This is a genomic window from Mesorhizobium sp. WSM4847 (assembly GCF_055811335.1).
On the sequence record NZ_JBVVPY010000006.1, the window covers coordinates 207,283 to 228,696 of the forward strand.

The 21,414-nt window shown below is 63.0% G+C and carries 24 protein-coding genes; 17 read left to right on the top strand and 7 right to left on the bottom strand.

The window, feature by feature from the left end; translation table 11 throughout:
• Positions 1 to 131: 131 nt before the first annotated feature.
• Both pyrE and AC0L28_RS10920 read left to right on the top strand, forming a co-directional pair.
• Positions 132 to 710, top strand: coding sequence for an orotate phosphoribosyltransferase (gene pyrE / locus AC0L28_RS10915; RefSeq protein WP_023800770.1), 579 nt, complete (start codon positions 132 to 134; stop codon positions 708 to 710).
• 113 nt (positions 711 to 823) lie between these two features.
• Positions 824 to 1,204, top strand: a complete 381-nt coding sequence (locus AC0L28_RS10920; protein ID WP_027152729.1) for a VOC family protein — start codon at positions 824 to 826, stop codon at positions 1,202 to 1,204.
• A gap of 117 nt (positions 1,205 to 1,321) precedes the next feature.
• Here the strand turns inward: AC0L28_RS10920 and AC0L28_RS10925 are convergent, their stop codons facing one another.
• Positions 1,322 to 1,825: a MarR family winged helix-turn-helix transcriptional regulator gene (locus AC0L28_RS10925; RefSeq protein ID WP_473477502.1), complete on the bottom strand. Its 504-nt coding sequence runs from the start codon at positions 1,823 to 1,825 to the stop codon at positions 1,322 to 1,324.
• Between the two features lie 83 nt (positions 1,826 to 1,908).
• On the opposite strand from AC0L28_RS10925, the gene AC0L28_RS10930 reads away from it, so the two are divergent.
• The 14 genes from AC0L28_RS10930 (at position 1,909) to AC0L28_RS10995 (ending at position 15,880) form a co-directional block, all read left to right on the top strand.
• Positions 1,909 to 2,454 (top strand): DUF417 family protein, encoded by a 546-nt coding sequence (locus AC0L28_RS10930; protein ID WP_473477332.1) that lies wholly within the window; start codon positions 1,909 to 1,911, stop codon positions 2,452 to 2,454.
• Positions 2,426 to 3,082, top strand: coding sequence for a putative glycolipid-binding domain-containing protein (locus AC0L28_RS10935; protein ID WP_473477335.1), 657 nt, complete (start codon positions 2,426 to 2,428; stop codon positions 3,080 to 3,082). The genes AC0L28_RS10930 and AC0L28_RS10935 overlap by 29 nt, the downstream gene beginning before the upstream one ends.
• 381 nt (positions 3,083 to 3,463) lie before the next feature.
• A complete protein-coding gene (gene acpS, locus AC0L28_RS10940) occupies positions 3,464 to 3,865 on the top strand; it encodes a holo-ACP synthase (RefSeq protein WP_473477504.1) in 402 nt (133 codons plus the stop codon).
• A gap of 89 nt (positions 3,866 to 3,954) precedes the next feature.
• The gene (lepB, locus tag AC0L28_RS10945) at positions 3,955 to 4,704 is read left to right on the top strand and encodes a signal peptidase I (RefSeq protein WP_287285314.1); all 750 of its coding nucleotides are present in this window, start codon (positions 3,955 to 3,957) and stop codon (positions 4,702 to 4,704) included.
• A 3-nt stretch (positions 4,705 to 4,707) separates the two neighbouring features.
• A complete protein-coding gene (gene rnc, locus AC0L28_RS10950) occupies positions 4,708 to 5,433 on the top strand; it encodes a ribonuclease III (protein ID WP_473477337.1) in 726 nt (241 codons plus the stop codon).
• Positions 5,430 to 6,362, top strand: a complete 933-nt coding sequence (era, locus tag AC0L28_RS10955; protein WP_473477340.1) for a GTPase Era — start codon at positions 5,430 to 5,432, stop codon at positions 6,360 to 6,362. The genes rnc and era overlap by 4 nt, the downstream gene beginning before the upstream one ends.
• Before the next feature lie 41 nt (positions 6,363 to 6,403).
• On the top strand, positions 6,404 to 7,321 hold the full coding sequence (locus tag AC0L28_RS10960; protein ID WP_473477342.1) for an aminoglycoside phosphotransferase family protein: 918 nt from the start codon (positions 6,404 to 6,406) through the stop codon (positions 7,319 to 7,321).
• A gap of 41 nt (positions 7,322 to 7,362) precedes the next feature.
• On the top strand, positions 7,363 to 8,139 hold the full coding sequence (recO, locus tag AC0L28_RS10965) for a DNA repair protein RecO (protein WP_473477344.1): 777 nt from the start codon (positions 7,363 to 7,365) through the stop codon (positions 8,137 to 8,139).
• Between the two features lie 255 nt (positions 8,140 to 8,394).
• Complete coding sequence (locus AC0L28_RS10970) at positions 8,395 to 11,136, top strand: DUF2339 domain-containing protein (RefSeq protein ID WP_473477347.1); 2,742 nt, start codon at positions 8,395 to 8,397, stop codon at positions 11,134 to 11,136.
• A 59-nt stretch (positions 11,137 to 11,195) separates the two neighbouring features.
• The gene (locus AC0L28_RS10975; RefSeq protein ID WP_023800757.1) at positions 11,196 to 11,438 is read left to right on the top strand and encodes a type II toxin-antitoxin system VapB family antitoxin; all 243 of its coding nucleotides are present in this window, start codon (positions 11,196 to 11,198) and stop codon (positions 11,436 to 11,438) included.
• Between the two features lie 312 nt (positions 11,439 to 11,750).
• Positions 11,751 to 12,269, top strand: a complete 519-nt coding sequence (locus tag AC0L28_RS10980) for a sigma-70 family RNA polymerase sigma factor (RefSeq protein ID WP_023800756.1) — start codon at positions 11,751 to 11,753, stop codon at positions 12,267 to 12,269.
• On the top strand, positions 12,266 to 13,057 hold the full coding sequence (locus AC0L28_RS10985) for an anti-sigma factor family protein (RefSeq protein ID WP_023800755.1): 792 nt from the start codon (positions 12,266 to 12,268) through the stop codon (positions 13,055 to 13,057). Before AC0L28_RS10980 ends, AC0L28_RS10985 begins: the two co-directional genes overlap by 4 nt.
• A gap of 256 nt (positions 13,058 to 13,313) precedes the next feature.
• A complete protein-coding gene (locus tag AC0L28_RS10990) occupies positions 13,314 to 14,411 on the top strand; it encodes a peptidase C39 family protein (RefSeq protein ID WP_031255527.1) in 1,098 nt (365 codons plus the stop codon).
• Between the two features lie 5 nt (positions 14,412 to 14,416).
• Positions 14,417 to 15,880 (top strand): RimK family protein, encoded by a 1,464-nt coding sequence (locus AC0L28_RS10995; RefSeq protein WP_023800752.1) that lies wholly within the window; start codon positions 14,417 to 14,419, stop codon positions 15,878 to 15,880.
• 102 nt (positions 15,881 to 15,982) lie between these two features.
• Here AC0L28_RS10995 and AC0L28_RS11000 read toward each other — a convergent pair whose 3' ends face one another.
• Complete coding sequence (locus tag AC0L28_RS11000) at positions 15,983 to 16,615, bottom strand: HD domain-containing protein (RefSeq protein ID WP_128170814.1); 633 nt, start codon at positions 16,613 to 16,615, stop codon at positions 15,983 to 15,985.
• A complete protein-coding gene (ygfZ, locus tag AC0L28_RS11005; protein ID WP_473477350.1) occupies positions 16,615 to 17,475 on the bottom strand; it encodes a CAF17-like 4Fe-4S cluster assembly/insertion protein YgfZ in 861 nt (286 codons plus the stop codon). The genes AC0L28_RS11000 and ygfZ overlap by 1 nt, the downstream gene beginning before the upstream one ends.
• A gap of 82 nt (positions 17,476 to 17,557) precedes the next feature.
• On the opposite strand from ygfZ, the gene AC0L28_RS11010 reads away from it, so the two are divergent.
• The gene (locus AC0L28_RS11010) at positions 17,558 to 18,889 is read left to right on the top strand and encodes a dihydroorotase (protein WP_473477353.1); all 1,332 of its coding nucleotides are present in this window, start codon (positions 17,558 to 17,560) and stop codon (positions 18,887 to 18,889) included.
• A gap of 123 nt (positions 18,890 to 19,012) precedes the next feature.
• Here AC0L28_RS11010 and AC0L28_RS11015 read toward each other — a convergent pair whose 3' ends face one another.
• From AC0L28_RS11015 to AC0L28_RS11030, 4 genes are all read right to left on the bottom strand, one after another.
• The gene (locus tag AC0L28_RS11015; RefSeq protein ID WP_473477506.1) at positions 19,013 to 19,816 is read right to left on the bottom strand and encodes a hypothetical protein; all 804 of its coding nucleotides are present in this window, start codon (positions 19,814 to 19,816) and stop codon (positions 19,013 to 19,015) included.
• Positions 19,817 to 19,934: 118 nt separating this feature from the next.
• Positions 19,935 to 20,192, bottom strand: coding sequence for a hypothetical protein (locus AC0L28_RS11020; RefSeq protein WP_023800747.1), 258 nt, complete (start codon positions 20,190 to 20,192; stop codon positions 19,935 to 19,937).
• 335 nt (positions 20,193 to 20,527) lie between these two features.
• Positions 20,528 to 20,905: a TIGR02301 family protein gene (locus AC0L28_RS11025; RefSeq protein ID WP_287312045.1), complete on the bottom strand. Its 378-nt coding sequence runs from the start codon at positions 20,903 to 20,905 to the stop codon at positions 20,528 to 20,530.
• A 48-nt stretch (positions 20,906 to 20,953) separates the two neighbouring features.
• Positions 20,954 to 21,373 (bottom strand): NUDIX hydrolase, encoded by a 420-nt coding sequence (locus tag AC0L28_RS11030; RefSeq protein ID WP_128187865.1) that lies wholly within the window; start codon positions 21,371 to 21,373, stop codon positions 20,954 to 20,956.
• Positions 21,374 to 21,414: the final 41 nt, after the last annotated feature.

Consider the following 21,414-nt stretch of genomic DNA (forward strand, 5'->3'; position numbering starts at 1 on the left):
TAGTGAATAGTGAATAGTGAATAGTGAATAGTGAATAGTGAATAGTGAATAGTGAATAGTGAATAGTGAATAGTGAAAGAAGGGCGCTCTCACTGCCGAATACTGATTATTCACCATGGACGGAGCGAACAATGAACACCGACGAAGTGCTGGGCGTTTTCCGTGAAGCCGGTGCCGTTCTCGAAGGGCATTTCATCCTGACATCGGGCTTGCGTAGCCCGGTCTTCCTGCAGAAGGCGCGGGTCTTCATGCATGCTGACAAGACCGAGCGCCTGTGCAAGGCGCTGGCCCAAAAAATCCGCGCTGCCGTGTCCGGCAGGATCGATTACGTCGTCGGCCCGGCGATCGGCGGGCTGATCCCGGCTTACGAGACCTCGCGCCATCTTGGCGCACCGGCGATCTGGGTCGAGCGGGAAGCGGGCGAGTTCAGGCTCCGCCGCTTCGAGATCGCCAGCGGGTCGCGCGTCGTCATCGTCGAGGACATCGTCACCACCGGCCTGTCGATCCGCGAGACCATCGACTGCCTGCGCGCGCTTGGCGCCGAGGTGGTTGCCGCTGCCTGCATCATCGACCGCTCGGCCGGCAAGACCGATGTCGGCGTGCCGCTGATCGCGCTCGCCGAATATGAGGTTCCGGCCTACCCGGCCGACAGGCTGCCGCCCGAGCTTGCCGCCATACCGCCTGTCAAGCCGGGCAGCCGCAACATATAAGGCATGTCGCCCAAAAGCATGCCCTCCTTGGGCTTGAACCGGGGCTTGAATCGAGGGTTCGCAGCGGTTTGGGGACACGACCTGCCAAAACAAACATTAACTGAGGCGCTACGTTGATTGCCGGTATCGATCATTTCGTGCTGACGGTTAGCTCCGTCGAGGACACCTGCGCCTTCTATCAGCGCGTGCTCGGCTTCAATCGCCTCGACGAGCCGGACCGGCCGACGGCGCTGCTGTTTGGAACGCAAAAGATCAATGTGCATGAGGCAGGCCACACTTTCGAGCCGAAGGCCAAGGCGCCGACGCCGGGCTCCGCGGATTTTTGCCTGGTCGCCGCGCGCCCGCTCGCAGAGGTATGCGCCAGCCTGGCTGCCAACGGCGTTGCGGTCGAAGTCGGGCCGGTCGAGCGGATCGGAGCCCGTGGCCCGATGATGTCGGTCTATTTCCGCGATCCGGACGGCAATCTCGTCGAGATCAGCTGGTACAACAGGTAACCGGGATTTTCGGCGAGAACGAAGTGCATTGGCAAGGTCGGCTTGCGGGCAACCGTGTTCACGCCTGCCGCAGCCATCGTCCAGGTGCGACGCGCTTTAGTTTGCCAAAGCCACAGCTCAGGCCAGTTCCGCTTCCACAGGGCAGTCGAGGCAAGCGGTATAGTTGCAGAGCCGGCAAATACGGTATGCATGGTCCTCGGTGCTGACGAGCCCACGCAACAGCTTGGCGGCAAGATTACCGAATTCCTGCAACTCCTCCTGACTTAGAACAGCGAGCGCTGACGCGAGCCCTTTCTGGCGAGCAGAAAGAATAGCACTGCAGGTCGTCTCGCCCAGAGGAGTGAGCCTTAGCGCTACCGCGCGATGGTCGTCAGGCGCCGAGAACCGAGCCGCCAATCCATCCGCGACCAGTCGATCGACCAGTCTGACGGTGCCCGAATGGGACAGTGACAATGCGCGGCGCAGCCTCTCGATCGACAGGCCCGGTACGTGGCCAATGAGGGTGATCGCGGAAGCCGCCGGGCCGGGCTCCGGTGCTTTGGCCTGAGCGTCCCGCTGCAACGTGTCCGCAAAGGCGAGCGCTAGAGCGCCAATCACATTTTCAATCCTGGAATCGGTCATCGCCAAAAAATATATGCTCGGAGCATATACATCAAGGTCGAATTATTATATGCTTGGAGCATACAAATCGAAAGGAGAAGGCCATGTTTACCTCTGCAACCGCCAACGCTCCGTTCGTGGCGCGCATCAATCAAGCTGGCTACCACCTTGCTGCCGTCGGTCGCGCGGTAACCCTTTTGGGGGTGGTGCTTCCTCTGCTGTTGATCGGCATTTTGAAATTTACTGCAATCGAGATCGAGGCGCTTAGGCCATTCGTCGAGAATACGCCTTGGCTGGCATGGCTCTATCCCGCATTCGGATTTGCGGGAGCCTCCTACTTCCTGGGCGTGGTCGAACTGGTCACAGCGCTTCTGCTGATAGCATCTGTCCGTAGCGTCTGGACTGGCCTCGTGGGGGGTGCCATCGGTTCAGTCATCTTTGCGCTGACATCCTCGACAATGCTCACCCTGCCGATCTGGGAAACGGGATCCGGAGGGTTTCCTTTCCTCAACGGGTTAGGTGCCTTTCTGATCAAGGATGTCGCCTTGCTCGGAGTGAGCCTGGTCATATTGGGGAGCAGCCTTCAGCAACTCGTATCCGACCTCGGCCGAAAAATTGATCATGGTGATGAACAACGAATCGAGAGGTGAGAGCATGTCTCTACTCGCTATCTGGCGCAGGACGGACGAACCAGGGCACGATGTCGTGCAGCTAAAGCAGACAGACCTCGGCTGGCACTTGAATGGAGCCGCTGTATACCTGTCGGATGCGGGCCCGGCACGCTTGGACTACACTGTGCAACTGGCCGAAGATTGGACGACCAAATCCGGCAGCGTTCGCGGGTTCATCGGTTCCCAGTCAGTTGATCTCACAATCATCCGCAATGAGACCGGCATCCGCAACGAGACCGGCATCCGCAACGAGACCGGCATCCGCAATGATACCGGCTGGACTGTTAATGGGCAGCCGCAGCCGGCGGTTCAGTCGATGGTGGATCTGGACTACGGCTTTACGCCGGCAACGAACCTGCAACAAATTCGCAGAATGAACCTGAAGGTCGGCGACAAGGCGGATTTTCCGGTGGCCTGGCTGGTTGCCGGCGCGTCGAGTTTGGTTGTTCTGCAGCAAAGCTACCATCGTGTGAGTGAGACCGAGTACACCTACGAGGCTCCCACAGTGCCATACCGTGCTACGCTGCTCATTTCCGAGGCTGGCTTTGCTCAAGATTACCCCGACGGCTGGGTTTTCGAGACCGGCAACGCCGGCGGTGCACTGTAGGATTGCGGCTGAAGCTTGGCTGCTCGCAAGTTGGCATCCATGCAATTTGCTGCTTCGGGGCGAGGCGAACCCGTCGCATTTGCTTACCTCCTGTGGCAGACCATCGCGGCAGCGATTCGTTGTCTTAGGGCCTGGGTGTCGCTATATCGAAGCCTTGATTGCCTTCCGGCGTGCTTGCAGCGCAAGATGTGAAGTCACGCGGCTACCGGGTGGCCGGGCCGGCGTAGTGGATCAGGACAGGGACAGAGTGCTTTTTCGACGCCGCAAGCCTGATGGTCTTCTCGACCGGGTGCGTACCTCTCTGTGGCCACGCCGCTGTTTCTCGCGCTCCATGCGCCTGACGAACAGAGCTGGAATAACCGGACGGGAAGTTGCCGCCCAATGATCATTGGCATCGGCAGTGACCTGATCGATATCAGACGCATCGAAAAATCGCTGCAGCGCCATGGCCAGCGCTTCATCCAGCGCATCTACACCGAGGTCGAACAGGCCCGCTCCGAAAACCGCGGCGCTCGCACTGCCTCTTATGCCAAGCGTTTTGCAGCCAAGGAGGCCTGCGCCAAGGCGCTGGGCACCGGTATGGCGCAAGGGGTGTTCTGGCGCGACATGGGTGTCGTCAATCTGGCCAGCGGCAAGCCGACCATGGCGTTGACTGGCGGGGCGGCGGCGCAACTGGACAAGATCCTGCCTGAAGGGCACAGGGCCGCGATCCACCTCACCATCACCGATGATTTTCCGCTTGCTCAAGCCTTTGTGATAATCGAGGCGGTGCCCGTCGAATAAGCGCCATATTGATCGCATCTGACCACCGGCATGACGTTGCCCAGCGCGCGCCGAGACTCTATACCAACCAACGCATAATCGAGGACGACATGAGCGTGGCTGAAAAATCCCAGAAGAAATCCGGCGGGCTTGGCGAAACCGTCAGCGTCATCGTCCAGGCGCTGTTGCTCGCTCTGGTCATCCGCACGCTTCTTTTCCAGCCATTTTCTATACCGTCCGGGTCGATGCGACCGACCTTGCTCGAAGGCGACTATCTCTTCGTCACCAAATGGTCCTATGGCTTCTCGCGCTATTCGCTGCCGTTCGGGCCGGATCTGTTTTCGGGCCGCATCTGGGGCGCCGAGCCGAAGCGCGGCGACGTGGCGGTGTTCAAGTTCCCGCCGGACCCCTCCGTCGACTACATCAAGCGCGTCGTCGGCCTGCCGGGCGACAAGATTCAGGTCAAGGATGGCCAGCTCTTCATCAATGGCGCCGGCGTGCAGCGCCAGAAGGTCGGGCAGATCGACAATCGCGACATCACCGAGGAGAGCGGGCCGGTCGACGTCTATCGCGAGACGTTGCCGAATGGCGTCAGCTATGACACGCTCGACCTGATACCCAACTCGATCGGTGACAACACCCAGGAATTCGACGTGCCGCCCGGCCACTACTTCATGATGGGCGACAACAGAGACAATTCCTCGGACAGCCGCTTCACCGTCGGTTTCGTGCCCGACGAGAACCTGGTCGGTCGCGCCAACCTCATCTTCTTCTCGATCGGTGGCAGCGCCAGCCCGCTCGAAATCTGGAAATGGCCGTCGCAGATGCGCGCGTCGCGCCTGCTCCATTTCGTCAAATAGGTCATGGTGGCGACAAAACGGCTGACCGTCGACGCGCTCGCCGAAGCGCTCATGCAGCGCACCGGCCACGCCTTTGCCGATCGACAGCGCTTGCAGCGCGCGCTGACCCATGCCAGTGCCCGCAGCAGCCATGCCGGCATCGACTATGAGCGTTTCGAATTCCTGGGCGACCGCGTCCTCGGCCTGGTCGTCGCCGACATGCTGCTCGCGGCGTATCCTGATGCTGCCGAAGGTGAGCTGTCGCTCCGGCTCAACGCGCTGGTCAATGCCGAGGTGCTGGCGGAGATCGCCGAGGAGATCGGCCTGCCGGAGCTGATCCGTGCCGGCTCGGACGTACGCGGCCTGGACGGGCGCAAACGCGTCAATCTGCGGGCTGATGCGCTGGAATCGCTGATCGCCGTGCTCTATCTCGACGGCGGGCTGGAGGCGGCCCGCGCCTTCATCCACAAATACTGGTGGCCGCGCTCGCAGGCCATCGGTGCCGCCCGCCGCGATGCCAAGACCGAACTGCAGGAATGGGCGCATCAGGCGGCAGGCGCCGTGCCGGTCTACATAATTGACAGCCGCGAGGGACCGGACCACGATCCGCTGTTCACTGTCAGCGTCAAGGTCGGCGCCTATCCGCCGGCGACCGGCAGCGGGCGCTCCAAGCGCGAGGCCGAGCAAACCGCCGCGACTGCACTGCTGTTGCGCGAAGGCGTCTGGCTGAATAAGGGGAGCGCGGCATGACCGCCACCGAAGACGTCCCGCCGGCAACAGAAGCCGCCACCACGCATTCCGGCTTCGTCGCGCTGATCGGCGCGCCCAATGCGGGGAAATCGACGCTGGTCAACCAACTGGTCGGCGCCAAGGTGTCGATCGTCACCCACAAGGTGCAGACGACGCGCGCCATCGTGCGCGGCATCGCCATCCACAACAACGCACAGATCGTCTTCGTCGACACGCCGGGCATCTTCAAGCCGAAACGGCGGTTGGACACGGCGATGGTGACGACCGCCTGGGGTGGCGCCAAGGACGCCGACATCGTGCTGCTGCTGATCGACGCCGAGCGCGGCATCAGGGGCGACGCCGACGCGATCCTCGAACGGCTGAAGGATGTCCGCCAGCCGATGGTGCTGATCCTCAACAAGGTCGACCGGGTCAAGCCCGAGGCGCTGCTGGCCCTGTCCGCGGCAGCGAATGAAAGAGTGCCCTTCAAGCGCACCTTCATGGTCTCGGCGCTGACCGGGTCGGGCTGCAAGGACCTGCTCGACTATCTCTCGGAAACCCTGCCTGCCGGCCCCTGGTATTACCCGGAAGACCAGATCTCCGACCTGCCGATGCGTCAGCTGGCGGCCGAGATCACTCGCGAAAAGCTCTATCTCAGGCTGCATCAGGAACTGCCCTATTCCTCCCATATCGAGACCGAGAAATGGGAAGAGAAGAAGGACGGCTCGGTGCGCATCGACCAGACCATCTATGTCGAGCGTGACAGCCAGAAGAAGATCGTGCTCGGCCACAAGGGCGAGACGATCCGTGCCATCGGCCAGGCGGCGCGCATGGAGATATCCGGTATCCTCGAACAGAAGGTGCATCTTTTCCTGTTCGTCAAGGTGCGCGAGAACTGGGGCGACGACCCCGAGCGCTATCGCGAGATGGGGCTGGAGTTTCCGCATTAGAGCATGTTCCCGAAAATGGGAGCCGGTTTTCGGAAAAGATCATGCTCGAACCAGAAGTCACTATCGACACAGCCCTCGTGAGCCGGTTGGTCGCCACGCAATTTCCTCGATGGAAGGATCTTGCAGTCCGGCCGGTTGCATCAGGCGGATGCGACAACAGGACCTTTCATCTCGGAGACCATATGTTGGTGAGGCTGCCGAGTGCGGCGGCCTATGCCTTGCAGGTCGAAAAGGAACATCGCTGGCTGCCAAGGCTTGCGCCTCTGCTGCCGCTGCCTGTCCCTGTCCCGCTGGCGATCGGAGCCCCGGTCGATGACTATCCCTGGCATTGGTCCGTCTATCGCTGGATCGAAGGCGAGACGGCGACGCTGGAGCGTATTGCCAGCCTGCCGCAATTCGCGGCCGGCCTGGCCCAGTTCCTGGTCGCCCTGCAACGGATCGATCCCGCCGGTGGACCGGCGCCAGGGCAGCACAATTTTTTTCGCGGCGGACCACTGAGCGTCTATGATGGTGAAACCCGGCAAGCAATTGCAGACCTCGACGGCAAGATCGACACAGGCGCCGCGAGCGCGGTGTGGGAAGTAGCGCTTGCCGCGACATGGCACGGCGCGCCCGTCTGGTTCCACGGCGACGTCAGTTGGGGCAACCTGTTGGTCAGGCAAGGTGCTTTGAGCGCGGTGATCGACTTCGGAACTTCGGGCGTGGGCGATCCTTCGTGCGACTTGGCAATTGCGTGGACGCTCTTGGAAGGGAAAAGCCGAGAGGTGTTTCGCGGCGGCCTTCAGGCCGATGAGGCAACCTGGGCGCGAGGCCGTGGCTGGACGCTATGGAAAGCGCTGATTACGGTCGCCGGCCATATAGACATCAATCCAGTCGAGGTTGAAAAGTCGCGACGCGATGAAGTGCTTGCCGATCACCTCCGCGCGGACCGCCGCGGAGGGCACCGACACAGCGCCTGAAAAACTTGATTTCGCCACCGAAGCGGTGACAAGCTGCGTTCATGGAATGGCGCGACGAGGGAATTATTCTCGGCACCCGCAAGCATGGCGAAACCAGCGCCATTCTTGAGGTCATGACGCGTGCGCATGGCCGCCACCTCGGCCTTGTGCGCGGCGGCCGCTCGCGCAAGCAGCAGCCGGTTCTGCAGCCCGGCAACCGCGTCGACCTGTTGTGGCGGGCGCGGCTCGACGAACATCTTGGCATCTTCCAGGCCGAGGCGATCGAGATGAACGCCGCCCGGCTGATGGACAGCGCCGTCGCCATCTATGGGCTGCAGACCATGGCGGCGCATCTGCGCCTGCTGCCCGAGCGCGACGCGCATGACGGCCTCTACGAGACGCTGGCCGTGATGATCGCCCATCTCCACGATGCGGACGCCGCCGGCGAGCTGGTGGCGCGCTTCGAATTGCTGATTCTCGACGAACTCGGCTTTGGCCTCGATCTCAGCCAGTGTGCCGCGACCGGCGCCAGGCAGGACCTTGCCTATGTCTCGCCGAAGTCCGGGCGCGCCGTGTCGCGCCAGGCCGGCGCGCCATGGCGCGACAAGATGCTGGTGCTCCCCGCATTCCTGCAGCGCGGCTCCGGGCTGCGCGCCGATCCGGCGGCGATCGAGGACGCCTTCCGGCTGACCAGCTTCTTTTTTACCCGCCATGTCTACGAGCCGCGCGGTATCGAGGCGCCCGGTGCCCGCGCCGGCTTCCTCGCCGCCTTGCGCAAGCACCACGCGGCGGGCAAGGAGATTGGCGCCGAGACCGCCGCCGGAGAAATCATTACATGAGCGACGTGGAACTCTATCCAGGCCGGGTTTCGCCGCCCGGCCTCGGCACCATTCCACACGCCGACATCGGCTGAATATACCGGCCTGGAGTTGCTCCAGCGCATTATCGACAGCAAATACAAGGCGCCGCCGCTGGCTTTCGGCACCGAAACGTGCTCGATCTTTCCGGCCGCCAATCTGGCGGAGGGCTGACTCGGCTGGCCGTCTGGCCGCCGTATTTGTCGGTCACTACTGGCTTGGTTTGGGGGAACCGCCATGTTCGAAAGCCTGATCGGCCTCGTCGCGATCATCGCGCTGTTCGTCGTTATCTCGCGCCAGCAGAGCCGCATCGGCCTGATCGAGCGCGAACTCGGTGCGCTGCGCAGCCTCGTGCTTTCGGGCGTCCATGTGGCCCCGCCGCAGGCCAAGCCGGTAGAACAGGCCGCAAACGACAGCATGCCGGCAGACGCGGCAATTGCGGCCGTGACCGACATTGCCCCGCCATCGGCGGGCGAAGCTGCTGCTGAGGAAAAGCCGCCCACGCAGGTTGAAGCCGGGGAGGCTGCATCCGGACCGTGGACTGCGGGTGAAGCGGCGCCGGCTGGGCCTGCACCTGCGCAACCGGTGGCCGCGACGGCGAAACCGGCCCAAAAACCCGATATCGAAACGGCGCTCGGCACCCGCTGGGCGGTCTGGGTCGGCGGCATCGCGCTGGCGCTGGGCGGGCTGTTTCTGATCCGCTACACCATCGAGGCCGGCATTTTCGGTCCCGGCGTGCGGCTGAGCATGGCAGCAATGCTCGGGCTGGTGCTGGTCGCCGTCGGCGAGTTCATCCGCCGTACCGGCTTCAAGGTGCCGGTGCAGGGAGTCGCCGGCGCCTATATTCCGGCGATCCTGACGGCGGCCGGTGCTTTCATCCTGTTCGGCACGGTTTATGCCGCGCATGGCGTCTACGGCTTCATCGGGCCGGCGCTCGCCTTCACGCTGCTCGGCGCCATCGGTGTGGCGACGATCGCAGCAGCCCTCGTCCATGGCCAGGCACTGGCCGGCGTCGGCCTGCTCGGCGCAGTGGTGACGCCCATGCTGGTCGCCTCGCAGGCGCCGAATCCTTGGGCGCTGTTCGGCTATTTGGCGATTGTGCTCGCCGCTACCGGCGTGATCGCCCGCCTGCGCGACTGGAAATTGCTGATGGCGGCAGCGTTCGTCGGCACCGGCCTGTGGACCATTCTTTACATGACCGACGCGTCGGGCACCAACCTGCCTGTCGTCCTCTTTATCAGCGCGGTGACCCTGGCCGTGCTCGCCCTCGTCTGGCTCGGCCGTCGCGGTGGCGAAGCAGGACCCGCCAGTGGCTTCGACTGGCCATCGGTCGCGCCTGGCTTCTTCGTCGGCCTTTCGGCGATGGCGCTGTTCGTCGACCCCGCATACGCTGCCGGCGATGCTCTGCCGGGAGCAGCCCTTATCGCAGCCCTGGTCGCGGTAGCGCTCTACCGACCGCTGGCGCTGGCGCTTCTGCACGCCGCAGGGCTGGCGACGGTTCTGGTCTATCTCGGCATCATTCCGCCAACCTCCGTCGTTTCAGACTTTTCAGGTGGCGCTCTCGGCGTCGATGGCCTGCCGGCGGCAGTTGCCGATACGCTGGTGCTCAGGATCGGCATCTTTCTCGGACTTGTGTTCATCGCAGCCGGCTTCTGGGCAGCGCGCAAATTTGCTTCATCGGCTCACATCCGTGCCGCCTCATGGGCGGCATGGGGCGTTGTCGCACCGCTGGTCATTCTGTTGGCGCTCTGGTTCACCTTCGGCAATCTCGACCGCGATCTTGTCTACGCGGCGGTTGCAGCCCTTCTGGTGGTGGTCTTCGCCACCGGCGGCGAGTGGATTGCGCGCGGTGAACAGCCGCCGCTGCAGGGCGGTGCGGCCATCTCGTTCGCGCTTGGCGGGGCAGCAGTCGCTGCCTTGCTGATGCTCTATATGGCCTTTGGGTCCGGCTGGACGACCATGCTTCTGGGTGCCGCGGCCATCGTGCCGGCGCTGGCCACCCGCTGGCGCGCCTACCCGGTGCTCGGCTGGATTTCGGTCGCTGCGGTCATCGCGGTGCTCGGCCGCATCGCCTTCGATCCGACAATCGTCGGCGCTGAATTCCTGTCGAGGACGCCGGTGTTCAACTGGCTGCTGCTGGGCTACGGCGTGCCGGCGCTTGCCTTCGGCTTTGCCGCCTGGCAACTCGCCCGCACCACAAATGGCCGGCCACGCCTCGCCATGGAAGCGGGCGCAGCACTGTTTGCAGTGCTCACGGTTGCCATATTGGTGCGCCATGCCATGCATGGCGGCGTCATCGACACGGGTGCTGCGACGCTCGCCGAGCAGGCGATCTACACGCTGATCGCCATCGGCGCCGGCGCCATCCTGGTCGCCATCGACATGCGCTCGCCAAGCTTGGTGCTGCGCTATGGTTCGCTTGCCGCGGGCGTCGTCTCGGTCGCCTTCATCGTCATCCAGCATTTTGTGGCGCTGAACCCGCTGTTTACCGACGAATCAACCGGCCGGATCCCGGTGTTCAACCTGCTGTTCCTCGCCTATCTCTTGCCGGCCATCGCTGCCGGCGGGCTCGCGCTCTACGCCCGTGACAAGCGGCCGAAATGGTATGCCGCGATGCTGGCGCTGATGGCGGCGCTGCTCGCCTTCGTCTATGCGACGCTATCGGTGCGGCGGCTGTTCAAGGGCGAGTTCATCGGCCTGTGGAGCGGCCTCGGCCAGCTCGAGACCTACACCTATTCCGCGCTGTGGCTGATCATTGGCGTGGCGCTGCTCACCGCCGGCGTCTGGCTGAAGTCGCAGGTGCTGCGCGTTGCGTCGGCCGCCCTGATCTCGGTCGCGGTGTTGAAGGTGTTCCTCTTCGACATGTCGGAACTGGAAGGCGTTCTGAGGGCGCTGTCCTTCATCGGCCTCGGCGCGGTGCTGATCGGCATCGGCCTGTTCTATCAGCGGCTGCTGACAAGAGCAGCGAGAGGAACCTAAAGGTCTGTTGTTTGGATATTCAAAATGAAATATTTGAATATCCCGAAGGAGACTTTCAAGTGCCGCTCTATATTCGCGATGACGAAGTGGATGCGTTGGCCACGAAACTGCAGCGAGAGATCAACGCCGCCAGCAAAACGGAAGCCGTGCGGATTGCGCTTTTGCATGAACTTGAGCGTAACCACGCCTGCAAGCCTTTACGTGACAGGATTGCGGTGTGGCAGGAGAAGTGTGCCGCGTTGGGGCCATCCGATCCCAACTTCGACATGAAGGCATTTACTGACGAGGCATGGGAAGACTGACGCTGGCGAGCCCGGTCTGGGCGGTTCAACTGTGAGTCCCAATACGGCGTGGGATATTTCGCAGCGCTGGAGGGGTGCGAAGGAACTCGGCGGCTCGCTGCGCCTTCCGCACATGCCACGGCGGGTTATCGGGGCCCGCGATGAGAGGACTCTGCGTTGCCTCTCAATCCCACCGGGAATAAACCGGTCCGCGCCAGCGTTATTGCATTGCTTGGGTGGCCGGGCGGCGGACCGCTTCGCGCTGGCCGCTTGCGCCGCGCCGTGAAGGCGCGTTCAATCGGATGAACAAGGGCGACCTCAGAACCAGCGGTCATGGACGAAAAGAAGGCAGCAATCCTTGGCGAGATACCACGCCTGCGCCGTTACGCGCGCTCGCTGCTGCGCGATCGCGATTCCGCCGACGATCTCGTTCAGGACTGTCTCGAACGGGCGCTTGTGCGGCTCGACAATTGGCAGACTGGAGAAAGCCCCAGGAGGTGGCTGTTTACGATCATGCATCATTTGTTCATCGACCAGATGCGCAAGGTGAACCGGCGCGGCGAAGCAGCGATCTTGCCGCTGGAAGCGCGCGAGGCGCAGGCAGCGCCCGCTGAGCAGGTGGAGAGCATCGCCTCGCGCGAGATCATCGACGCGTTGCAGGCGATCAGCCCCGATCGGCGCGCAGCACTGGTCATGGTCGCCATCGAAGGCTTTTCCTATGCCGAGGCCGCCAACATCCTCGGCGTTCCGGCCGGCACGCTGATGTCGCGCATCGCGCGCGGGCGTGACGAGTTGCGCGGGTTGCTGGATGATGCCGCGCGTCGCCGGGCGATAAGGATCGTCGAGAAATGACCCGGCGCGACTTTTCCGAACGCGACATCCATATGGCCCTCGATGACGAGCTGCCGGTTGACGAGCGCGTGGCTTATGACGCCTGGCTCGAGGCCAATCCTGAAATGAAGGCGAGGAGCGTCCGCTATGTCGCCGACCGCGCAGCACTTCGTGCCGCCTTCGCCGGCGTGCTCGACGAGCCGGTGCCGGCGCGGTTGCAAAATATCGTGTTCGGCGAGGGGCCGGTCAAGACGGCGGCATCGAGCTCGCGCTGGTGGCGGGCGGCCGCCGCAGCGGCGATGCTGGCCATCGGCGGTGTTGGCGGCTATGTCGCCGGCATCGACCATCTCGGTCTGGAAGATCCGGCCGAGGACCAACTCGCCGAACAGGCGATCGCAGCCCATGTCCTCTATGCCGCCGAGCAGCGGCATGCGGTGGAAGTGCCGGCCAGCGACAAGGATCATTTGCAGACCTGGCTGTCCAATAGGCTCGGCCTGAAGCTGGTCGCACCGGATCTGGCGGCGCAAGGATTCCAGCTCATCGGCGGTCGGCTGCTGCCCGCTGGCGAGAGCAAGGCCGCGATGTTGCTTTATGAGGACGCCAAGGGCGAGCGCATCTCGCTGTTCGTCACAGCGGAATCGGCCGAGAAGACCAAGGGCACTTATGGATCGGAAGAAGACGGCCCCGAGGCGATCTACTGGTTGGACAAGGGCTATGGCTGCGCCGTCGTCGGCTCGCTGCCGCGCGCGCAGCTGACTGCAGTGGCGAAGAGCGCCTACAGCCAGCTTGTCGCCGGGCTTGCCAGCTGAGCTGCGCTGTTTTTCAAAGCTTGCGTCTACAGCGCCGCGTCTTTGGACACGCAAAGGCTGCGGCACTTAATTTTTGCGCATGATACTTTCCGAAAATCGATTTCGATTTTTTTGGGGGTCATGCGCCGCCGAAACTGTCACAATTCAGCCCGAATCGAGGTGCGATAGCGCTTGACGGATGCTGGCGCTTCGGCTGTGTTGTCGACACTTCTGACCAGGCCTTTCCAAGAATCCAATCGAGGTTTTCCAAGCCCGCATGCCTGCCGAGATTCGCACGGCCCGCGCGTCCGACGTCGATGACCTCGCGGCGATCGAAAAAGCTGTTTTCTCTGGCGACCGCATTTCCCGCCGTTCCTTTCGTCAGTTGATCGAACGCGAGACCGCCGAGATGCTGGTTGCCGAAAACGACGGCCGCATCGCCGGCTATGCGGTCGTGCTGTTTCGCAAGGGCAGCGGAGTCGCGCGGCTCTATTCCATTGCCACCGGTCCGTTTTCCGGCGGGCTCGGCATTGGCCGCATGCTGCTGGAACGGGCCGAGGAAGCCGCCTTCGAGCACAACCGCATGATGCTGCGTCTCGAGGTGCGCGAGGACAACAGCCGAGCCATCCGCATTTACGAGCAGAGCGGCTACCGCAAGATCGGCCGCGAACCGGGCTATTACGAGGACGGCGCCACGGCGCTGCGCTACGAAAAGACCCTGCGCGGCGACATTCCGGTCGCCACCAGGGTGCCGTTCTACCAGCAGACCTGCGATTTCACTTGCGGCCCGTGCTGCCTGATGATGGCGATGGCCAATTTCGATGCCGGCTTCGTGCCCGACCCGGTGATGGAAATCCGTTTGTGGCGCGAGTCGACCACCGTTTTCATGATGTCGGGGCCGGGCGGCTGCGAGCCGTTCGGCCTCGCCGTTGCCGGCCACGAAAGTGGGCTGTCTGCCGAGATATATGTCTCCTTTCATGGTGCGCTGTTCCTGCAGTCGGTGCGCAGCCAAGACAAGCGCCGGGTGATGGAACTGGCGCAGGTCGACTTTCGCCGGCGCGCGGAACGTTACGGCATCCCGGTGAATTACCGTCCATTCGCCATAGACGATATCCGCACCGCAATCGCAGAAGGAAAACTGGTGTTGGTCCTGATCAGCGGCTTCCTTATGTTCGGCAAGAAGGTTCCGCACTGGGTGCTGGCCATCGGCGACGATGGCGACCATATCCTGATCCACGATCCCTGGGTCGAAGACGAGAGACAGGAGACCATCCTTGATGCCGCCAACATTCCGGTGCCTTACGGCATCTTCATGAACATGGCGCAATTCGGCCGCGATGGATTGCGTGCCGCCATAATCCTCGGAAAGCGCTGAAGACAATGACCTGGGTCATCCTTACCGGCCGGCAGAACGATCTCGATCAGGTGGCGACACCGCACAAGATCATCACCAATCGCGACTATCTTGCGCATCCGGCGCTGTTTCGCGGCCAACGGCCGAAAGTCATCAACCTGTCGAACAATTACGGCTACCAAAGCCGCGGCTACTATGCCTCGCTGCTCGCCGGTTCGCGCGGTCACAAGGTCATTCCGACGGTCGAGACGATGATCGACCTGTCCGAGCGCAAGCTCTACGAGCATGCGCTGCCGGAACTGGAACTCGCGCTCAACAAATGCCGCAAGGATCTGGGCGGAGCCTTTCCGCAAAAAGTCTGCATCTTTTTCGGCATCGGCTCGTCGAAGATTTGGGATCGCTTCGCCAAGCTTTTGTTCGACTGGTTCCGGGCGCCGGCGCTGGAAGTCCATATCACGGACAACGCCGAATGGGCGTCGATCCGCAAGATCGGCTTCCATCCGCTGGCCAGGATGACCGAGGACGAAGAAAAGCGCTTTCTTCAGTGCCTCGAGACCTACACCAGCCGCGAGTGGCGTGACACCAAGGGCCGCACGCCGGCGCGCTACACCTTCGCCACGCTGGTCGATCCGCATGAGGAGTTGCCGCCATCGGAGATCTCGTCGCTGCGCTATTGGGCCAAGATCGCCGAGAAGATGGGCGTCGAAATCGAGCCGATCACCAAAAAGGATCTGGCCAAGCTCGCCAACTACGACGCGCTGTTCATCCGCGAGACGACTTCGATCTCCAATCACACCTACCGCTTCGCGCGCCGCGCCCAGCAGGAAGGCATGCCGGTCATCGATGATCCGCTGTCGATGATCCGCTGCACCAACAAGGTCTATCTCAACGAGCTGATGACCTACAACAAGGTGCCGGTGCCGCCGACGGTGATGATCGCCGGCATCTCGGACCTTGAAGTGGCGGCGCAGACGCTGGGCTTTCCGCTGGTGCTGAAAATCCCGGACTCGTCGTTTTCACGCGGAGTCAAGAAATGCGCTACCTTTGAGGAGTTGAAGACGCTTGCCACCGAATGGCTGGAGGATTCCGATCTCCTGATCGCACAGAAATTCATTCCGACCCAATATGACTGGCGCGTCGGCGTGCTCGGCGGCCAGCCGCTGTTTGCCGTGCACTACCTGATGGCCAAGAAGCACTGGCAGATCGTCAACCACAAGGCCAACGGCAAGCCTGACCAGGGCGGCATCAAGACCTTCACCTTGAAGGAGGCGCCGGCCCATGTCGTCGAGACGGCGGTGAGGGCGGCGCGCTGCATCGGCGATGGCCTCTACGGCGTCGACCTCAAAGAGACCAAGGACGGTGTCTTCGTCATAGAGGTCAACGACAATCCCAACCTCGACCATGGCTGGGAGGACTCTGGCGAAAAAGATGAGGTCTGGGTGCGGCTGACGCAGTGGTTCCTGGAGCGGCTCGACCGACAGGGACGGTAGCAGGGGTTCTATCCGATCGAAGCCCCAGCCTTCTATCCGTCGCGGCAGGCTCACACCTTCGGCTCCCCGCCCGAACACGGCGCTGTATCCCCTCAGCGTTTTTCAGTCGGCCGGCTGCACTGTTTGGCGCCGCGATTTCTCGATTGCCGCATACCGTTTGAGAAACGCGTTTTGCGCCCAGGTCACCGAACGCGGGGTGAAATCGAAGCGGTCGGCATTGAATCCGCGCGGCCGGCCGAAGAATTCGGTCGCCTCGGCGGTCGAAAAACCGGCAAGCAGCGTCGCCTCGAAATAGGCGGCGATCTGGTCGGCGCGCTTGATCTCCTTGCGCAGGCCCGCAACCGGTTCGACCGGCAGCAAAAAGCGCAGATGGATGGCACGCTGCAGCCTCAGCTCGCACTCCTTGTAGCTGCCGCCCATGACCGATTTGAACGGTGAGATCATGTCGCCGATGACATATTCCGGCGCGTCGTGCAGCAAAGCCGCCAGCCGCGCATCGGCTGGGGCGTCCGGCACCAGCTCGCCGAAAAGCGCCTCGACCAGCAGCGAATGCTGGGCGACGGAAAAGGCGTGATCGCCGATGGTCTGGCCATTCCAGCGGGCGACGCGGGCAAGCCCATGGGCGATGTCCGAAATCTCGATGTCGAGCGGCGAGGGGTCGAGCAGATCGAGCCGCCGGCCCGACAGCATGCGCTGCCAGGCGCGCGGCGGCGCGCCGGGACGGTCAGCCGCCATCAGGCCTCCTCCGCGCCGACGGGTTCCTGCGGGAAGATGAATTTCGCCCAGGCCGGGATGGTGAGCGACACAGGGACGTCATCCGCCATGATCGGCTGGCCGGAGTCGAGCGCTGCCTTGACGCGGTCGATGCGGGCTATGGCGAGGCCCGCCGTGCCGGCGGCCGTGCCAAGCGTGCCGACCGGTCGCCCTGCAACTGTCAACTCTGTGCCAGGAGCGGGCAGGGGCCGTTCGGCCGAAACGATCAGCACCCGCCGTCTGGCGGTGCCGCGATGCTGCATCCGCGAAACCACTTCCTGGCCGACATAGCAACCCTTCCTGAAGCCGACGCCGCCGGTCTCGTCGAGCAGCACATCATGCGGGAAGGCGTCGCCGAGCTGATAGTCGCTGCCACTTTCGGCAATCCCATGGGCGATGCGCAGAGCTTGCCATGCGGCCGGGTCGCCGCCAGCGGCAGCGGCGCCATAAAAGCGATTGACGACTGCGTCGCGGAACCGTGCATCGGCAACCGGCGTTGAATCAAACTGCGAAGCAGTTGAATCATCCCCCCAAACAACAGCGACAAGTCCCTGATCTGCCTTGGCGATCTCGACCTTGGCGCGCAATTTGTAGAGCATCAGCCGGCGTATGAAATCGTCTGATATATCGGATCGGCATTCGAGGCGGAACAAATTCTCGCCAGCGCGGGAGATCAGGAAGTCGAACAGAATCTTGCCTTGCGGCGTCAGCAAAGCGCCCGGCTTTGCCTCGCCGGCAGCCAGCGCGTCGAGGTCGGTGGTCTGAATGTTCTGCAAAAAACTCTCGGCATCCGGGCCTGACACGGAAACGAGCGCGCGGTCTTTCAACTGGGCAAAGGGCATGGGCGGAAAAGAACCTGATCTTGCAAAACGGTCGGCCATTACGTAAGCCGCTGGCACTCCCCCCGCAAGAGACCGGATCAGCATGGCCACGACCTACGACCTCATCCTGACAGGCGGCACGGTGGTCAACCACGACGGCAAAGGCCGGCGCGACATCGGCATCAACGGCGGGCGCATCGCCGCTATCGGCGATCTCGGCCAGGCTTCCGCTGGCGAAACGGTCGACTGTCGCGGCCTGCACATCCTGCCGGGCGTCGTCGACAGCCAGGTGCATTTCCGCGAGCCGGGGCTGGAGCACAAGGAAGATCTGGAGACAGGTTCGCGGGCAGCGGCGCTGGGCGGCGTCACCGCCGTCTTCGAGATGCCCAACACCAACCCGCTGACCACGAGCGAAGCAGCGCTTGCCGACAAGGTTCGGCGTGCCACCGGCCGCATGCATTGCGACTTTGCCTTCTGGGTCGGTGGCACCCGCGAGAACGCAAAGGACGCCGGCGACCTTGAGCGGCTACCCGGTGCTGCCGGCATAAAAGTGTTCATGGGCTCGTCGACCGGTGACCTTTTGGTCGAGGACGATGAAAGCGTCGCCTCGATCCTGAGGAATACGCGCCGCCGTGCGGCCTTCCATTCCGAGGACGAATTCCGGCTGCGCGAGCGGCTCGGCGAACGCATCGAGGGCGACCCGGCCTCGCATCCTGTGTGGCGCGACGAGATCGCCGCCTTACGCTGCACCGAGCGCCTGGTGCGCATTGCGCGCCAGGTTCGCGCCCGCATCCACGTGCTGCACATCTCGACCGCCGAGGAGATTGTTTTCCTCGAACAGCACAAGGACGTCGCGACCTGCGAGGCGACGCCGCATCATCTGACGCTGAGCGCGGACGATTATGCGCAGCTTGGCACGCTGATCCAGATGAACCCGCCGGTGCGCGCATCGCGCCACCGCGACGGCATCTGGCGCGGCATTGCGCAAGGCATTGTCGATGTGCTGGGTTCCGACCACGCCCCGCACACGCTGGCCGAGAAGGCGAAACCCTACCCGGCCTCGCCGTCGGGCATGACCGGCGTGCAGACGCTGGTGCCGATCATGCTCGATCACGTCAATGCGGGCCGGCTGACGTTGCAGCGTTTCGTCGACCTGTCCAGCCACGGCCCGCAGCGTATCTTCGGCATGGCCAGGAAAGGCCGCATCGCCGCCGGCTACGACGCCGATTTCACGATCGTCGATCTGAAGCGCCGCGAGACCATCACCAATGCGCAGGCAGGCTCGAAGGCCGGCTGGACGCCCTACGACGGCCGGCAAGTCACCGGCTGGCCGGTCGGCACGATCGTGCGCGGCCGGCGCGTGATGTGGGAAGGCGAGATCGTCACACCCGGACAGGGCAGTGCGGTAGAGTTTTCCGAGACGCTGGCGGTATAGAGCGGCGGACTTTCAAATCGCATCGTCCCGCCGCTTATCTTCTGTTTGAGCATCGGATTTTCCCAAAACCGGTATCCACTCCGATGCTCTGCGCGGGCTTGAGGATAGGAGAGGCTATGCCGCTCAGTCTCCGGCGACGAAGAACGTCCACTGTCCATCCGGGGTGATGCCGACGCGGTAGAAGATGTAGGCGCCGAACTGCTTCATGCTGTCGTAGTCGCCGGCGGTGACGATCTTGAACAGCTCGACCCGCTGCCTGGCGTTGAGCTTGTCCAGCGGCAGCGCGAAGAAATATGGCCAGACATAGAGCTCCTGCGGCGTGCCGACATCGACATGGACATAGCCGGCACTGAGCACCTCTTCCAGGATGGCGAGGATTTCCTGGCCTTCCGCGTCGCCCGAAAGCCCTTTCAGGAAGGTGATCGGATCGCCTTCGATCTCGGCCAGCGACAATTGGGTCATCGCATCGCCCTGGCCGATCAGCGGCCGGAGTTTTTCGATGTCGCCGCTCTTGCAGGCCCCGATAATCAAATTGTGCATGCGCCTGACCGGCTCCGGCAGCTTGCCGAGATCGTAGACGACCTCGGGCAAGGGTTCATCCGGGTCGACTTGCGGATTGGCTATGCCACCATCGTCTGTTGGCCCGCCCGGTTCGACCTGTTCCCGTTCGTCGGGTGGCGTCGGTTGGCTCGCCGCAGGCGGCGTCGCGCCGAGCGGGCCGGGCGTCGGCACCGCGGTTCCGGGCGGCGACATGTCGTCGTCGGCGGGCGGCGTGACTGGCGAGGGCAGGTCCTCGCGCTTGATTTCACTCAAAGCATAGGCGGGGCTGATTGCGAGGCAAAGCGCCAGCGGAAACGCGGCGCAAAAAGCGGCAAGCCGGATGCTGAGGGCCAAGCCACGCGGCTGGCCTGACGTCGAAAAATTCACCGCCTGCCTCTCCATGATTCCGTCCAGCTGCCCGGGCCCTTACAGGTGCCCAGGCCCGCCCAGGTGCCCGGGGCATGACGCCCAAGCGGCACGCCGTCATCGAAGAGCCTGATGCCAATCAGTGCCGCAGCCGTCCCGGCTCGAAGGCCCCAGCTATCACCTTTTCACGCATGCGGTCGAGCAAGGCAAGGGCTGAGGTCTCGCCATTGGCGCGCAGCATCTCGCCGAACGCGGTTTCGAGGGCCGCCTCGGCGATGATTTCCGTCTCGATTCCGGCCGAAAGCCCTTCCGCCCAGGCCTCGCTGTGGCTTTCCACTGCAGTCAGGCGCTTTTCTTCCCTGACCAGCGCGTCGATGTCGTTGACGCCATGTTCCATTGCGATGTCCACCCTTTTCAAGCGGCGATCCGGCGGATGCGGATCAGGCTTGGGCTGTCCCTTTTACTCGCAGGTTAAGTAAGTACTTGTAAATACGACATTTCTGGGGTCGTTTCGACAAGGGTTCGTCACGTTTTGCAAACCTGCGTTCGATCCGATTCAAAACTTAGCCGATTAGGCCGGCGAGCGGGATGAAAACCTTCAGTTTGAGTTAATTCCACATCCGCGCCGTAACGTTTTGTTAACACCGTTGCAGAAGTGCAACACAACATTTGCACCAAGACGCCACCAGACACAAGCGGGCCGGGACACAAGCAGGGGGAGCCAGGCCAGGCTCAGTTGCCGTAGCGCGAGGCGATGTCGCGCGACAGCGTCTCGCCTTCCTTCATGTAGCGGCTGATGGCTTCGGTCGCCGAGGCGGTACACTGTGTGTAGGTGCCGCCAAAGGAGCGGTAGCCGCGGTTGAAGCTGGCGATGAAGCGGGCGCGCCGCTCCGGGTTCGGGTTTTCCGAAGCAATCAGCTTCTCCATCTCGACCCGCCATTGGTCGCCCTTCTCGCCGCACAGATTACGCAGGAAATGCAGCGAGCCAAGCACCTCGGCCAGCCGCATCAGCCCCGGCTCGAACGGCGACTCGGTGGCCATGGCCGGCCGCGTCCCGATTGCCGTACTGGCGGCGAGGCAAGCTGCAAGGAAAACCGATGCGCGGATCATAAATCTATGTGGCCAAACAATTTGTCGCCTGCAAGGCGATTTTGGAGGTTACGCGCCTGTATTCCTGAGCAATTCGTCGGCAACGGCAAATACCGAAGCGGCAAGCGGCAGCGCCGTCATTTCGCTGAGTGTATAGAAGGCGGCGGTCTCGGCGTCGTCGCTGGCCACGGGCTCGCCGCCGGCATAGGTGGCGCCGAATACCGTCAGCAGATAGTCGACCGGATGCCCGTCGCTGCCGCCGTCGATGTGGATTTCCCGAAGGCGGCGGTAGTTGTGCGCATGCAACCCGGTTTCCTCCAGCAATTCGCGCTGCGCGGCTTGTTCCAGCGTTTCGCCGGCCTCGACCTTGCCGCCTGGAAACGCGTAGAATCCTTGCGAAGGCTGCCGCGCCCGCTTGACCAGCAGCACCGTGTCGCCCCGGACAATGGCGACCGATACAGCCGGGAGTATTTTGCGCATCTCGTCCATGGATCTTCGATCGCCATTTGCCGCAGCCGGTGTGGACCGGT